Genomic DNA, 12,975 nt, shown 5'->3' with positions numbered 1-12,975 from the left:
GCCGTGCCGGGAGGGTGCGCGAAGTGGGCGCGGGCCAGGCCACGTGTCCGCCTGCGGGCGCATAGGTCCAGCTCTCCGGCTTCTCCGACACCGGAGCACGGCCGGTACCGGCAGTTCACGGACGCATCGGGGCGTCAGGCGGGCGGGGACTGGTCGTCTCTCGGCTCGCCGGGCAGCGGATCGGTCGTCAGGCCCGCGAGGGCGGCGACGGTCAGCCGTACCGCGCGATCCGTGACCGCGGCGTAGTCGTCTCCTGCTTCCAGCGCTGTGGTCGCGGCGTTGACGACTCCTTGCAGCAGTCGGGCGGTGCGCAGGGGGGCGTCGTCGCCGAGGTCGCTCAGGGCGTCCACGAGCGGGTCGAGCAGGGCCCGGTGTGCCGCGTCGGCGCCTGCGCGCAAGGCCGCGGCGTCCTGGCTGTCGGCGGTGGCCCGGGCGATGCGGTGCTCGCCGTCGCGCACCATCTCCAACTGCACCCTGACATAGGCGGCGACGCGCCTTTCGGGGGTGTCGCCGGCGGCGGCGAGGGCAGCACGGATGCGCTCGGTCCAGCGTGGCGCGGCCTGCCGTACCACCTCGGTCAGCAGCTCGCCGCGGTTGGCGAAGTACTTGTAGACGCTGTTGCGGGCCAGCCCGGTGCGGCGGGCGACCGCCGCGAACGTCACCTCGGCCGCATCGCCCTCGGCGAGGAGCTCGTATGCCGCGTCGAGAAGGGTGGCGCGCTGCTGGGCACGGTGATCGGCGACTGAAGCGGCATGGATCTTGGGCACCCGGTCAGTCTAGAACCCCATCCCACTTAGGGACGCCGCGTCGCCATCATCTAAATTTAGGGACGCTCTGTCCCTATCTTTGGAGAGTGCCCATGTACCTCGCCCTGCTGGAACTGAAAGCGGCCAGAGGCCGCTTCCTGCTGATGGGCAGCGTCGTCGTCCTCGTCGCCGCGCTCGTCGGCATCGTCTCCGGTTTCACCACCGGCCTCGGCGACGACACCGTGTCCGCTCTGCGCAAGCTGCATGCCACCCACGTCGCCTTCGCCGAAGGCACCAAGTCGGACCAGTTCGCGCGCGGCCTGATCGACCAGCGCACCGCCACCGGCTGGACGGGGGAGAAGGACATCGAGGCCACGCCGATCGGCATCGCCATCACCCGCGGTACCACCGACCGCGATGTCGAGATCGACCTCGCCGCCCTCGGTGTGGAACCCGGAGCCTTCACCGATCCCGGCGCCGATGACGGCCACCACCTCGACACGGCCACGCCCCAGGGCATCGTCGTCTCCCGACAGCTCGTGAACGACGGAGTTCGCATCGGCGACACCCTGACCATCGACCGGCTCGGCATCGACCTGAAGGTCGTCGGCACCACGGGCCGGTCCTCCTACGGCCACGTCCCGGTCGCCTACATGAGCACCGACACCTGGCGCCGCATCCGCTTCACCACCCCCGGTGCGCACACCACGTCCCCAGACCTCCCCGCCCAGTACAGCGCGATGGCTCTCAAGGCCCGTGCCGACCTCGGTGACGAGGCGCTCGCCGAGGCCGACCGCCGCCACGGCACCGCGACCGTCCCGCTCGAAGGCGCCTTCGCCGCCGCCCCCGGTTACAAGGGGGAGCGCCTGACCATGACCTCCATCCAGACGTTCCTCTTCCTCATCGCCCCGCTCGTCGTCGGCGCCTTCTTCGCCATCTGGACCGTCCAGCGCACACCGGAACTCGCCCTGCTCCGCGCCATGGGCGCATCCCGCCGCCGCCTCCTGGGCCACACCCTCACCCAGGCCGCCGTGGTCGTCGCCGCCGGTACTGCCCTCGGAGCCGCACTCGCCGCCGCGGTCGGCCTCCTCGTCGGCGAGCAGGTGCCCTTCAGCCTGCCCGCGTCCACCCTCACCACGACCATGGCCGCCGTGGTCCTGGTCGGCCTCGGAGGGGCCGCCCTCACCCTGCGGCGTGTCACCACCGTCGATCCGATGACCATGCTGGGAGCCGCACGATGACCCTCCACCTGAAAGACATCACCGTCACCCTCGGCCGCGGCGCATCCCGCACCACCGCCCTCCAAGGCCTGACCGCCTCCTTCCGGCAGGGCGACCTCACCGCCCTCGTCGGTCCCTCCGGTTCCGGCAAGTCCACTCTGCTGGCCGTCGCCGGCGCACTGCTCCGCCCGGACCGGGGACAGGCCCTCCTCGACGGCACCGACCTGGCCGCCCTCACGGACCGGCAACGCGCCCACGCCCGCCGCACCCGCATCGGCTACATGTTCCAGAGCGGAAACCTGTTGACCGGCCTCACCACCGAGGAACAACTCCTCGCCGCCGCCTCCTTGGCCGGGCACAAACCCCGCACCCTTCGCAGTCAGGCCCGCGAACTGCTCGCCGAGGTCGGACTCGACCACAGGCTTCGTCATCGCCCCGACCAGCTCTCCGGCGGCGAACGCCAACGCGTGGCCCTGGCACGCGCCCTGCTCACCCGGCCCGAACTCCTCCTCGTCGACGAGCCGACCGCCGTCGTCGACCGCACTCGCGCCGAAGACCTGATCGCGCTCATCGCCCGCACGACCCACGAACGCGGCTGCGTCACCCTCGTCGCCACCCATGATCCGGTCGTCGTCGTGGCCGCCGACACCACCCAAGACATGCTGGACCACGCGTCCGCAGCCACTGCCTGAACGCAGGGTCAGACACAGACCGCCCCGTACGGCTGCGGGATCACTCGGAGTCGGGCTCCTCGTACGGAATCCGGCTCAGGTGGATGACCTCGCCCAGGGTGCCCCACTCGTCGCCGCCCAGCTTGGTGAGAGGGCGCAACAGGGTGCTGCTGGGACGGTCGTCGGCGAGGAAGTCCCGGTCCGCCGCAGCGTGGACCACGCGTCCGAAGACGAGAGTGGAGTTGCCCATCCGCAAGGTGGTGTGCGAGCGGCACTCCAGGACCACATGAGATGCGGCCACCCTGGGTGGCCGCACGCACCTGCTGGCTTCGCGCTGGATGCCGGCGGTGTCGAATTCGCTGACGGACCGGGGGAAGTCGATGGCGGTGGCGTTGATCATGTCCAGGAGCGGCTCGGACGAGAAATTGACGACGAACTCTCCGGTGTCCTCCACGTTGCGCAGGGAGTCCTTGCGCCCGATCGAGGTGAACTGGACGATCGGGGGGTCGGTGCTGGCGATACTGAAGAAGGAGTGCGGGGCGAGGTTCTCGGTGCTTCCGTCCGAGGTGATCGTGGAGACCCAGGCGATCGGGCGAGGAACGACGACGGACGTCAGAAACCTGTAGAAGACCGCCCTGTCCATGGCCTCGGGGTCGTATTCGACGCGCATGCCGATCAGTATCGAACCGGTCGCGCTGTGCGGAGTCCGCGACGCGACGGGCTTGGAATCTTCGCGATTCCTACCACCCGCCTCGCGGACGCCCAGCCGGCCTATGGCTGGACAGCGAGCACGAGCAAGCATGGACCTGACGAAGCAACACGGGCGGCGCTCGCGCCGCACCTTGGGGCCGAGGTCAGCGGTGTCCTGTGCGAGTGCGTGAGTGCGTGAGTGCGCGAGGGGCGAGTGCTCGATGTGCAGAGGAGCGGTCCCGCGTCGGCTTCCGCCGAAGGCAGACGCAGCGCGGGGTCATGCACCACTGGGTGCGACTCACTCCGGAGAACCTTGCGGACGTGTGGTGGTGAAGCGCCTGCGGTATTCGGTCGGGGTGGTGCCGAGGTGGCGGGCGAAGGCGCGGCGAAGGGTCTCGTCGCTGCCGAGCCCGCTGCGCTGCGCGGCCGAGGTCACGCTGTGCCCGTCGAGGAGCAGCTGCTGCGCGCGGTCGAGGCGGACCCGCTCGACCCATCGCGCGGGTGTGGTGTTCAGTTCGGTCTGGAACAGCCGGGTCAGGTGCCGCGTGCTGACGGCGGCGGATACGGCCATGGCGGGCAGGCTGTGATCGGCGGCCGGGTCGGCGAGCACGGACGCGGTCAGCGAGCCCAGCAGGTCGCTGCGGGCCGGTGGGGTCGCCAGAGCCGTGGAGAACTGCGACTGCCCGCCCGGCCGCTGCATGAAGACGACCAGTTCGCGGGCGGCCTCCCGGGCCGCGGCCGCTCCGTGGTCGTCCTCGACCAGTGCGAGTGCCAGATCGATGCCCGCGCTGATACCTGCGGAGGTGACGTACCGGCCGTCCCGGATGTGGAGGGCGTCCGGCTCGACATGGACCCGGGGGTAGCGGCGGGCGAGCGTCTCGGCATGCCGCCAGTGTGTGGTCGCCCTGCGTCCGTCGAGCAGGCCCAGCTCGGCGAGGACGAACGCACCGCTGCAGACCGACGCGACCCGAGGGGTCCCTTCGGCGAGGGTGGCTGCCGCCTCCAGCAGTTCCTCCCCCGAGGGCTGCTCGGCGAGCCGGTCGGCTCCGGCGACCACCAACGTGTCGACCGGCCCGACGTCGACCGCCGCCACGGTCCGGGCGAGCGCCAGGCCCGACGCGGTCGTGACGTCACCGCCGCGAGGGGAGACCAGGACGGGCGTGTAGGGGTGGCCGAGGCGTGCCGCCTGATGCAGCACCTCCGAGGGACCGCTGACGTCGAGCAGGGTCACACCGTCGAACACCAAGAAGGCGACACGGTGCGTCATGTCTGAATCTGTGGCTTGTGTGGCAGGAAGGACATGGCTTCAGCCTAGGGCACGCGACGAAGCTGTAGGAGGTCACTGATCGAGAACGGAGAGGAAGGCGGTCACCATGGGTGAATCGATTGCGAGCGTGCGGATCCCGGACAGTGCGCTGACGCGGGAGGCGACCGAGCTGGTACGGGATGTCGCCTCGCCACTGCTGTTCGACCACTCCCGGCGGGTGTTCCTGTTCGGGGCCCTCCGCGGCCGGGAAGAGGGGCTGCACTTCGACCCCGAGCTGCTGTACGTGGGCGCGATGTTCCACGACCTGGGACTGACCGAGCGCTTCCGCCGTACCGACCAGCGTTTCGAGATCGACGGTGCCGACGAGGCCCGCCGCTTCCTGCACGCCCACGGCATCACCGGCGAGCCGGCCGACCGGGTCTGGGCGGCTGTCGCCCTGCACACCACCCCGGAGATCCCCTTGCACATGGCACCCGAAGTGGCCCTGGTCACCCGTGGTGTGGAACTGGACGTCCTGGGCATCGGCTACCACGCCATCTCCGACGAACAACGTGCGGCCGTCGTTGCGGCCCACCCCCGCCCGGATTTCAAGAACCGGATCCTCGCCGCCTTCACCGACGGCATCAAGGATCGCCCCGCGACGACGTTCGGCAACGTCAAGGCCGACGTGCTGGCCCACTTTTCCCCCGGCTTCGTACGCGGCGACTTCGTGGAGGTCATCAAGAACTCCGACTGGCCCGAGTAGCGGGGCCCGCGTCGGCGCCGACGCCCACTACGACGCCGATGCGAGGGCCGGAGACCGGCGTGCCCGAGCCCCGCGGCACTTGTTCGACCGCAGGCTCGGACAACTCCACCACTGACTTCAGAACGGGCCGGCCCTCGGCGCCTCCGTCGTGCGCAGGGTGGTCTGGTGGGTCGGCATCGGGACGTAGCCGACGCAGTCGAGGTCGGAGTTGGTGACGGCGGCGGCGACGACCTTGGAGGGGGGCGTGCGGCAAGGACCTGGGCAGAGGTATGCCCGGCATGCGTGCGGGCACGTCGCGGTTGCAGGGCGCCGGCGTGTGGATGCCCGGAGCCCCGACAGCTCCGTCGCGAAGTCAACCGGACGGCGTGACCCGCGACCACATACCGAGCCACTGTTCGGCGCCCCAGGCCTCGAACCGCTCCACCTCGGTGAACCCCAGCTTCGCCGCGAGGCGCATCGAGCCGGCGTTGGCCGTCTGGGTCGTGAGCACCACCGGTTCGCCAGGGAGCGCACCGGTGAGCCAGTCGAGCGCCGCCGTGCACGCCTCGGCGGCGTACCCGCGTCCCCACGCCCGCGGCAGGAACAGGTAGCCGAGGTCGGCCTTCCCCGCGGCAGCCGGGCGACGGTGCCCGGTTGCTCTCCTCAGCAGGATCTGGCCGATCATCGACCCGTCGAGATCGACGACGAAGCTCCCGGGCCACCGCTCGGGCACCTCAGGCGTCTCGTGCTCGAGCTCGTCACGCGGTCGGGGGCCGCCGAGGTAGGTGTGCACCTCCGGCGAGGCGAGCAGTTCGATGAACGCCGCACGGTCCCGGGCCTCGGGCTCACGGAGCACGAGCCTCGCGGTCCTGATCGGCTCCGGCGGCCAGGCCACGGGTCCCAGATCTTCCATCCATGCACGCTAACAGGTGGTCAGACCACCGTGCCGTCAGGGCTCTTCGGCCCGCAGCGCGTACGGCTGAGGCGGTTGACCATCGGCTCCCGCGTGCTGCGGGCGATGACGACCGACTGGACGTGTTCGCGCTGGACGTGCGCCGACTGCCCGGGGCACATTTCAGCCTGCGGTGCGGTAGAACTCGGCCGCGGTGACGGTGGCGGGGACGCCGAGTTCGGCTGCCACCGCGTGGATCGCGGCGTCACCGATCGCGAGGTCGACCTGGCCGTCGGCGGTGAAGTGGGGTGCGATGAACGCCTCGTAGTGCGCCCGGATTTCGTCCGGGGTGTGTCCACCGAGAAACGTCTGCATGCCCATGGCGGTCACAGGTGCCGCGGCGCATGATGCTCAGGGTGACGGTGTGCCGGATGCGGTCAGGCTGTCGGCCGGACGGGGACGGTTCGGCGTGCGCCGGGGACGGCGAGGCGTCAGTACATGGCCATTCCGCCGTTGACCGCGGCGGTGGTGCCGGTCATGAAGGAGTTGTCCTCGCCGGCGTAGAAGGCGACCGCTTGGGCGACGTCGGCGGGATGGGCCAGGCGGCCCAGTGGGGTGGCCGCCACCTGTCGCTGCTTCGTCTCGTCGTCGAGCACGTCCTTGGCGATGCGGGACTCGACCGGTCCGGGCGCCACGACGTTGACTGTGATGCCCTGTGGGCCCAGTTCCTGGGCGAGGTACCGGGCGAACTGTTCCAGTGCGGCCTTGGCCGTCCCGAGTGCGATCATGCCCGCGCGGGGCCGGCGGCTGAGGCCGGTGCCGAGATAGATGATGCGTCCCCAGCTCTGTGCGGTCATGTCGGGCAGGACGGCTTTGGTGAGCGCGAACGCCGCGTGCATCTCGGCTTCGATTTTGCCGCCCAGTTCGTCCCACGTCATGTCCTTGAACGACTTGACGGCATACGGGATGAGCGCGTTGTGCACGAGCACGTCGACGCCGTCCCACGACGCCCGCACCTGCTCGACCATGCTGTCGACGGCCGATACTTCGCGTACGTCGGCCTGTACGGCCATGGCCTGACCGCCGGCGGCCTGGATGTCGGCCACGACCTCCTGGGCTGCCTTGCTGCTGCTGAGGTAGTTGACCACCACCCGCATACCTCGCTCGGCCAGAACGTGTGCGGTGGCCGCGCCGATTCCGCTGCTGGCCCCTGTCACCAGAGCCACCCTGCCGTCTGCCCCGGTCATGGGCTCACCTCCTCGTCGTCGTCACGGTCCGCCGGAATGAGCGCTCCGAGTCGTTCGTCGTCGATGCCGGTGCGATGTGGGGCGGCCGCCCCGTGGAGCAGGGTGTCGACGGTCGCCCGCAGCAGATCCGCCGAGCTTCTGCCGTCCCAAACTGATCGCATCGCCGCCAGGGCGTTGATGAAGCCGGTCAGGGTCCTCGCGAGGAGTGGGGTGGGAAGGCGAAGCGGCGGCCAGCGGCTGATGAGGGCGGATGGATTCACCCGGTAAATCCCCACACAAATGCATTTTAGGTGCTGGACCTGGACGCCTCCGCGGACGCGAGGGCCGCGAGGCTGATCCGACGACCAGGATCATCAGGAGCCGGGGCGGTCTCCGTCCTGTCGGTCGGCTCGTATGAACGTCCGCGGCAGCGAAGCTCGTGCCCGTCACGGCGCCTGAACGTCGGGACTGTCGGGTCGCGCTCCGTGTCCGAGCGAACCGGCAGCGGCGGGATCGATCTCAAGGCGAGCGCGGCGCTCGGCATGTCAGTGATCCGCCCCACCACAGTGTGGGACCCAAGGACGGCACTTCGGGCCGCCAGGTTCCGAAGTGCCTGAACGCGCAGATCAGGGACGTAGCTTCGATGTCGGCAGTCCCGCTCTTCCGGGCGTGTGGGGGCGTTTCCGTGGCCTGGACCGCGGTCCGTCCGGCTGCTGCAGTCAAGGCCCGTGAGGTGAACGACAGGAACCTCGGCGCCGCCGTCACCTTCGAAGGAGTTCCACCCATGAAGACCGTCACCCACTGGATCGGCGGCAAGCCCTTCGGGGACGCTTCGAGCGACCCCGGTGTCTGGGGCCCCGTGACCGACCCCGCGACCGGAGAGGTCACCACACGGGTCGCGATGGCCGGCGCCGACGAGGTCGACGCCGCGGTCGGCGCGGCGAAGGAGGCTTATGCCACATGGCGTACGTCCCCGCTCGCGCAGCGGACAGCGATCCTCTTCCGCTACCGAGAGCTGCTGAACGCGCGTCGCGACGATCTCGCCGCGCTGATCACCGCTGAGCAGGGCAAGGTGCACGCGGACGCCCTCGGTGAGGTGGCCCGGGGCCTGGAGATCGTCGAACTGGCCTGTGGGCTCGGCATGGCGCTCAAGGGCGACACCTCCACGGAGGTGTCGAGCCACGTCGACGTGGCGACGATCCGCCAGCCGCTGGGGGTGATCGTCGGAATTTCGCCGTTCAACTTCCCCGCGATGATCAGCATGTGGATGTTCCCCATGGCGATCGCCTGCGGGAACACCTTCGTCCACAAGCCGAGCAGCAAGGCCCCGTCCGCGTCCATGCTGCTCGCGGAACTCGCGGCCGAGGCCGGCGTGCCCGATGGCGTGCTCAACATCGTGCACGGCGACGAGGTCGCGGTGAACGCGCTCCTCGACCACCCGGACGTGGCGGCCGTGTCGTTCGTGGGCTCCACGCCGGTCGCCCGCCACGTGTACAGCAGGGCATCCGCCGGCGGCAAGCGCGTCCAGGCCCTCGGTGGAGCGAAGAACCACATGCTGGTTCTGCCCGACGCCGACCTGGACGCGGCCGCGGAGGCCGCCGTGACCGCCGCCTACGGCTCCGCGGGGCAGCGCTGCATGGCCGTCTCCGTGGTCGTCGCAGTCGGCTCGGCGGGCGACGCGCTGGTGTCCCGGATCGCCGAGCGGGCCACGAAGGTCACGATCGGACCGGGCGACGACCCGGCGTCCGAGATGGGTCCGCTCGTCACCAAGGCGCACCGGGACGAAGTCGCGAGCTACGTCGCGCGCGCCGCAGTCCAAGGGGCCGACGTCGTGCTCGACGGCAGGGACTTCACCGTCGAGGGCTTCGAGAACGGGCACTGGATGGGTGTCTCTCTCCTCGACAAGGTCAGCACCGACTCGGACGCCTACCGGAACGAGATCTTCGGCCCCGTTCTGTGTGTGGTCCGTGCGGGGACCTACGAGGAGGCGATGCGCATCATCAACGGCTCTCCGTTCGGCAATGCCGGCTCGATCTTCACCCGCGACGGCGGCGCGGCCCGCCGGTTCCAGCTGGAGGTCGAGACGGGCATGGTCGGCGTGAACGTGCCGATGCCGGTGCCGGTGGGCTACCACTCCTTCGGTGGCTGGAAGGACTCGGCCTTCGGTGACCACCGCATGTACGGCAGCGAAGCCGTCCACTTCTACACACGCGGCAAGGTCGTCACGAGCCGCTGGCCGGACCCCGCCGAAGTGGCGGCGGGGCCGGACCTGGGCTTCCCCGCGTCCCGCTGACCGCCTCGTACACGCGACCGCGCCGACGCCCACTACGGCGCCGACGCGGTCGCGGTTGTTCCCACCCGAGGCGGCAGGCGGGCCACGCTCCGGCGGCGTCGCGACGTTCCACGAATATCTCCTTCTCCGAGGAAGGGCGAAAGGTGACTGGTTGAGCGTCGCCGACTGGTCACGGAGAAACGTAGAGCCTGAGGGCGGCGGACGTTGACACATCCTTGACCAATTCTTTGCGGCCAACCGATGAGTAAATATCGCGCAAAGACAGCCTGTGCCTCACCGAATGAGCTATGTGTAATTTCGCCGCAAAATCCCGGCCGTGCATGGTCGAAATTTGAACGTTCGGCATTGAACTAAGGGTTCGAATCTTCACGGTGACTGCGCGTGGAGCGGCCGGTGCCTCATGCCGTCAGGCCCGTGCGTCTTCACGTTCTCCGGCGCAGCGGCGACATCTTCACCGCGGGCGGTGGGCCCGAAAGTACGCGCCTTATATCCATGCGCGTGACGGAGAGTCCGAGTAGGTCGAATTGACAGATGTGGCACCATGGAATGCGTGGCATTTAATGCTGATGGGAGCTTCGTCAGCGAACCCTCAGCGGGGAGATCTCAAACAGGCGAGAGGAGTACATCATGATCGCCAAGCTGCTCGGAAAACTGTCCTTCACCCGCCACTACGGTGCGTACGGCGAGCACGAATGGGACGCGTACGCCGGCGCCGACTCGGCCTGACCACGCTGCCGGCGGGAGCCCTCGGGCGCCCGCCGACTCCCAGCCTCACTGCCGACGACATCGGCCTGGACAGGTACGAGAGCCAGGGACGATCTCATGGGCCGAACGAACGAGCCGCCGCGGTTGCCCGAAGGCGGCTTCGCGGCTTGGAGCCGCGACCGGCTGGCCGTGGCGCGCCGTGGCGCTGACGAGTGCGGTGACGTCTGGCAGCTGGAGCCGGGTGTCTACGTAGCCGCGGCGGCCGGGCCGTGTGAAGAGGTCCTGCGCAACGCGGAGGAGTTCCCCAAGGCACCCTCGCCTCTGTTCCCGCCGCTGAAGCGGTCGAGCGGAGCACCGACGCGCGAGGAGCGTGCCCACGCTCACGCCGCCCGCATGCGTGGGCTGCGGGCGCATGCGGTTGCCGCCCGGATCGGTGAGATCGCGCCCAGTGCCGCTCGATTCGCCGACCACTGGCCCACGGGTGAGGACGTCGAGATTCTGCCCCTGGTCAGGCAAGCCCTGGCGGAGATCGGCGTGCACTACCTCTTCTCCGAAGACGCTCCCACCCTGCTGCCCTTCGCCTCACGGCTTTTCCTGGCCCGGGAAGTGCTCGTACGCCCCTCGCGCTGGATATTGCCGCGCTGGATCCCCACACCGGCACGGCGGTTCCGCACACGGCAGCAAGTCGCCTTCACGAACGCTTTGCGGCCCATCGTCCGCCGGCGCCGCTCATCGGGGCGGCTCGGTGACGACCTGCTGGGACAGATGCTCCGGCCCACCTCCCGTTATGGCCTCCTGTCGGATGAGGCCGTCCTCGACGTTCTGCCGGGAATCACCGTCGCCACCTTCGAGACACCTTCCCGGGCAGCCGGATGGATCCTGCTCTACCTGGCCCGGCACCCCCAGGCGGCGGACCGCGTCTCGGCCGAGGCTGCCTCGCTGCCCGCGGACCCGGCCGCGACGACCAACGCCCACCTCGAAAGCCTCCAGTACACCCAGGCACTGGTACGCGAGGTGCTCCGACTGCACCCCCCGAGCTGGCTGCTGACCCGGCGCGCCGCGCAAGAGACCGAGCTCGCCGGCTACACCATCGACGCCGGTTCCACCGTTCTCGTCTGCCCCTACACCGCCCACCGCGACGCACGGGAGCATTCCGAGCCGGACCGGTTCCAGCCCGAGCGCTGGCTCGACGACTCGGGTTCGCCGGCGAAACCCGGGGCCTTCCTCTCCTTCGGTACCGGGCCGCATGGGTGCGAGGGTGTAGCTCTGGCCATGGCGATGCTGACACTCCTGACCGCGCAGACCGCCCGCCGCTACCGCTTGAGCGAGCCGCCCGGGCCGGACCCCAGCTTCCAGGTCACCACCTTCGAAGGTCTCACAACTGCCGGCTTGCGCCTGCGTGCCACCGTGCGCAGCTGAGGGCAGCCCAGCCGTCCGTGACGGGTCTCCGCCACCCGCGAACAGCGAACACCGATCAAGTTCAAGTGCCGTTCCGCACAAGCTCGGACGACCAGCTCATGGTCCGCTGATCGCGTGTCTCTGGTCGAACTCGTCGGTGAGCATGCCCATCATGACGAGGTCGTGGTGCCGGCCGGCGAAGAACACGTGTTCCCGCAAGCGCCCCTCCTCGGTGAAGCCGAGCCGACGAGTAAGGGCCAACGATGCCTCGTTGTGGGCGAGGATCACTGCCAGGCATTTGTGATAGCGCCGCTCGGCGAACATGAAGCGCAGCAGCAGCACGAGGGCTTCTGTCGCGTAGCCCTTGCGCCGGTGGTCGGCGCCGATCGTGACATCGAACTCGAACCAGCCCGATCGAGCGCCGGTGCGATGGGAGCCGATCGTGCCGACCAGCTCCCCCGTGTCCGTCGATTCGACGGCCAACCGGAAGCGGTCGTCATCGCACTTGGCCACGGCTTGCTCCTTCGCCCAGGCGCGGTAACTCTCGGCGGACCGCGGTAGATCCAGCCGGCGCCCTCGCCGCCCGTCCTCGCCGGCGAAGCGCGCGAACGCTGTCCAGTCGTCGGGTTCGATGGCGCGCAGGCGTACCCGTCTACCAGTCCAGGACGATGCCATGCCTCATTGCAGCACGTTGCGGTGCACGCGAGGCCGAGAGGCACGCCGGGGCAGGCGGAGCACGACATTCCGCCGCTGTGTATGGGCGTTGTCATCGGCCTGACACTCACCGGCCTACTCGTCGACGCCGTTCGGTGGTTGGCGAACTGTGGGGACGAGGAAGTAGATCCCGGCTCCACGGCGAAGACGACGGAGAGCGTGGGCGGGGTGCTGCTGCAACTGCCCTCAGGCCAACGCGAACGACTCTTGCAGGTACTGGCAGGCTTGGCCGAAGCGGAGGGGCATCCCGCGCGGCGGGAGTTCCCGGAGTCGTTCCCCTTCGCTATCGGCATGGTCGAGGACATAGAGAGCCGACCATGCCACTGAAAGGTGGTGCCAGGTGAGGCACAACGAGCATGGCGGCCGTGATCGGCGTCCGCCGTCGCGGAACGTGTGTGAGTAGGCCGTCGTACTCCGCGCAGTGCGCGA

13 protein-coding genes are annotated in these 12,975 nt (G+C 69.5%); 5 read left to right on the top strand and 8 right to left on the bottom strand.

All coding sequences use genetic code 11. The annotated features are described in order from the left end of the window. Positions 1-134: 134 nt before the first annotated feature. Positions 135-767, bottom strand: a complete 633-nt coding sequence (locus ACZ4IF_RS14525; protein WP_467562715.1) for a TetR/AcrR family transcriptional regulator — start codon at positions 765-767, stop codon at positions 135-137. Between the two features lie 92 nt (positions 768-859). Between ACZ4IF_RS14525 and ACZ4IF_RS14520 the strand changes: the two genes are divergently transcribed. Continuing rightward, complete coding sequence (locus ACZ4IF_RS14520; RefSeq protein WP_467563035.1) at positions 860-1,987, top strand: ABC transporter permease; 1,128 nt, start codon at positions 860-862, stop codon at positions 1,985-1,987. After that, complete coding sequence (locus ACZ4IF_RS14515; RefSeq protein ID WP_467562713.1) at positions 1,984-2,658, top strand: ABC transporter ATP-binding protein; 675 nt, start codon at positions 1,984-1,986, stop codon at positions 2,656-2,658. The genes ACZ4IF_RS14520 and ACZ4IF_RS14515 overlap by 4 nt, the downstream gene beginning before the upstream one ends. Before the next feature lie 40 nt (positions 2,659-2,698). Here the strand turns inward: ACZ4IF_RS14515 and ACZ4IF_RS14510 are convergent, their stop codons facing one another. Continuing rightward, complete coding sequence (locus ACZ4IF_RS14510; protein ID WP_345656968.1) at positions 2,699-3,307, bottom strand: flavin reductase family protein; 609 nt, start codon at positions 3,305-3,307, stop codon at positions 2,699-2,701. Between the two features lie 318 nt (positions 3,308-3,625). After that, positions 3,626-4,594, bottom strand: coding sequence for a GlxA family transcriptional regulator (locus ACZ4IF_RS14505; protein ID WP_467562711.1), 969 nt, complete (start codon positions 4,592-4,594; stop codon positions 3,626-3,628). A 106-nt stretch (positions 4,595-4,700) separates the two neighbouring features. Between ACZ4IF_RS14505 and ACZ4IF_RS14500 the strand changes: the two genes are divergently transcribed. Then, positions 4,701-5,339, top strand: a complete 639-nt coding sequence (locus ACZ4IF_RS14500; protein ID WP_467562709.1) for an HD domain-containing protein — start codon at positions 4,701-4,703, stop codon at positions 5,337-5,339. 352 nt (positions 5,340-5,691) lie between these two features. On the opposite strand, the gene ACZ4IF_RS14495 is transcribed toward ACZ4IF_RS14500, so the two are convergent. From ACZ4IF_RS14495 to ACZ4IF_RS14480, 4 genes are all read right to left on the bottom strand, one after another. Next, the gene (locus ACZ4IF_RS14495; protein WP_467562707.1) at positions 5,692-6,231 is read right to left on the bottom strand and encodes a GNAT family N-acetyltransferase; all 540 of its coding nucleotides are present in this window, start codon (positions 6,229-6,231) and stop codon (positions 5,692-5,694) included. A gap of 162 nt (positions 6,232-6,393) precedes the next feature. Continuing rightward, the gene (locus tag ACZ4IF_RS14490; RefSeq protein ID WP_467562705.1) at positions 6,394-6,585 is read right to left on the bottom strand and encodes a hypothetical protein; all 192 of its coding nucleotides are present in this window, start codon (positions 6,583-6,585) and stop codon (positions 6,394-6,396) included. 116 nt (positions 6,586-6,701) lie between these two features. Beyond that, the gene (locus ACZ4IF_RS14485; protein ID WP_467562703.1) at positions 6,702-7,457 is read right to left on the bottom strand and encodes an SDR family NAD(P)-dependent oxidoreductase; all 756 of its coding nucleotides are present in this window, start codon (positions 7,455-7,457) and stop codon (positions 6,702-6,704) included. Continuing rightward, the gene (locus ACZ4IF_RS14480) at positions 7,454-7,717 is read right to left on the bottom strand and encodes a hypothetical protein (protein WP_467562701.1); all 264 of its coding nucleotides are present in this window, start codon (positions 7,715-7,717) and stop codon (positions 7,454-7,456) included. The genes ACZ4IF_RS14485 and ACZ4IF_RS14480 overlap by 4 nt, the downstream gene beginning before the upstream one ends. Before the next feature lie 503 nt (positions 7,718-8,220). Between ACZ4IF_RS14480 and ACZ4IF_RS14475 the strand changes: the two genes are divergently transcribed. Together ACZ4IF_RS14475 and ACZ4IF_RS14470 are read left to right on the top strand one after the other, a co-directional pair. Beyond that, positions 8,221-9,729 carry a CoA-acylating methylmalonate-semialdehyde dehydrogenase gene (locus ACZ4IF_RS14475; protein ID WP_467562699.1) on the top strand — a complete coding sequence of 503 codons (1,509 nt, stop codon included), beginning with the start codon at positions 8,221-8,223 and terminating at the stop codon, positions 9,727-9,729. Between the two features lie 822 nt (positions 9,730-10,551). After that, entirely contained in the window at positions 10,552-11,853 is a 1,302-nt protein-coding gene (locus tag ACZ4IF_RS14470; RefSeq protein ID WP_467562697.1) for a cytochrome P450, read from the top strand. 96 nt (positions 11,854-11,949) lie between these two features. Here the strand turns inward: ACZ4IF_RS14470 and ACZ4IF_RS14465 are convergent, their stop codons facing one another. Continuing rightward, the gene (locus tag ACZ4IF_RS14465) at positions 11,950-12,507 is read right to left on the bottom strand and encodes a GNAT family N-acetyltransferase (protein WP_467562695.1); all 558 of its coding nucleotides are present in this window, start codon (positions 12,505-12,507) and stop codon (positions 11,950-11,952) included. Positions 12,508-12,975: the final 468 nt, after the last annotated feature.

It is taken from the genome of Streptomyces sp. NPDC025784 (assembly GCF_055558435.1).
Note: the sequence above shows the minus strand (reverse complement) of the source record. Positions and strands in the feature narration are given on the sequence as shown.

Excerpts from the sequence above, each read along its gene's own strand:
- ACZ4IF_RS14520 (WP_467563035.1), top strand. The coding sequence starts at position 860 with ATGTACCTCGCCCTGCTGGAACTGAAAGCGGCCAGAGGCCGCTTCCTG.
- ACZ4IF_RS14515 (WP_467562713.1), top strand. The coding sequence starts at position 1,984 with ATGACCCTCCACCTGAAAGACATCACCGTCACCCTCGGCCGCGGCGCA.
- ACZ4IF_RS14510 (WP_345656968.1), bottom strand. The coding sequence starts at position 3,307 with ATGCGCGTCGAATACGACCCCGAGGCCATGGACAGGGCGGTCTTCTAC.
- ACZ4IF_RS14505 (WP_467562711.1), bottom strand. The coding sequence starts at position 4,594 with ATGACGCACCGTGTCGCCTTCTTGGTGTTCGACGGTGTGACCCTGCTC.
- ACZ4IF_RS14500 (WP_467562709.1), top strand. The coding sequence starts at position 4,701 with ATGGGTGAATCGATTGCGAGCGTGCGGATCCCGGACAGTGCGCTGACG.
- ACZ4IF_RS14495 (WP_467562707.1), bottom strand. The coding sequence starts at position 6,231 with ATGGAAGATCTGGGACCCGTGGCCTGGCCGCCGGAGCCGATCAGGACC.
- ACZ4IF_RS14490 (WP_467562705.1), bottom strand. The coding sequence starts at position 6,585 with ATGCAGACGTTTCTCGGTGGACACACCCCGGACGAAATCCGGGCGCAC.
- ACZ4IF_RS14485 (WP_467562703.1), bottom strand. The coding sequence starts at position 7,457 with ATGACCGGGGCAGACGGCAGGGTGGCTCTGGTGACAGGGGCCAGCAGC.
- ACZ4IF_RS14475 (WP_467562699.1), top strand. The coding sequence starts at position 8,221 with ATGAAGACCGTCACCCACTGGATCGGCGGCAAGCCCTTCGGGGACGCT.
- ACZ4IF_RS14470 (WP_467562697.1), top strand. The coding sequence starts at position 10,552 with ATGGGCCGAACGAACGAGCCGCCGCGGTTGCCCGAAGGCGGCTTCGCG.
- ACZ4IF_RS14465 (WP_467562695.1), bottom strand. The coding sequence starts at position 12,507 with ATGGCATCGTCCTGGACTGGTAGACGGGTACGCCTGCGCGCCATCGAA.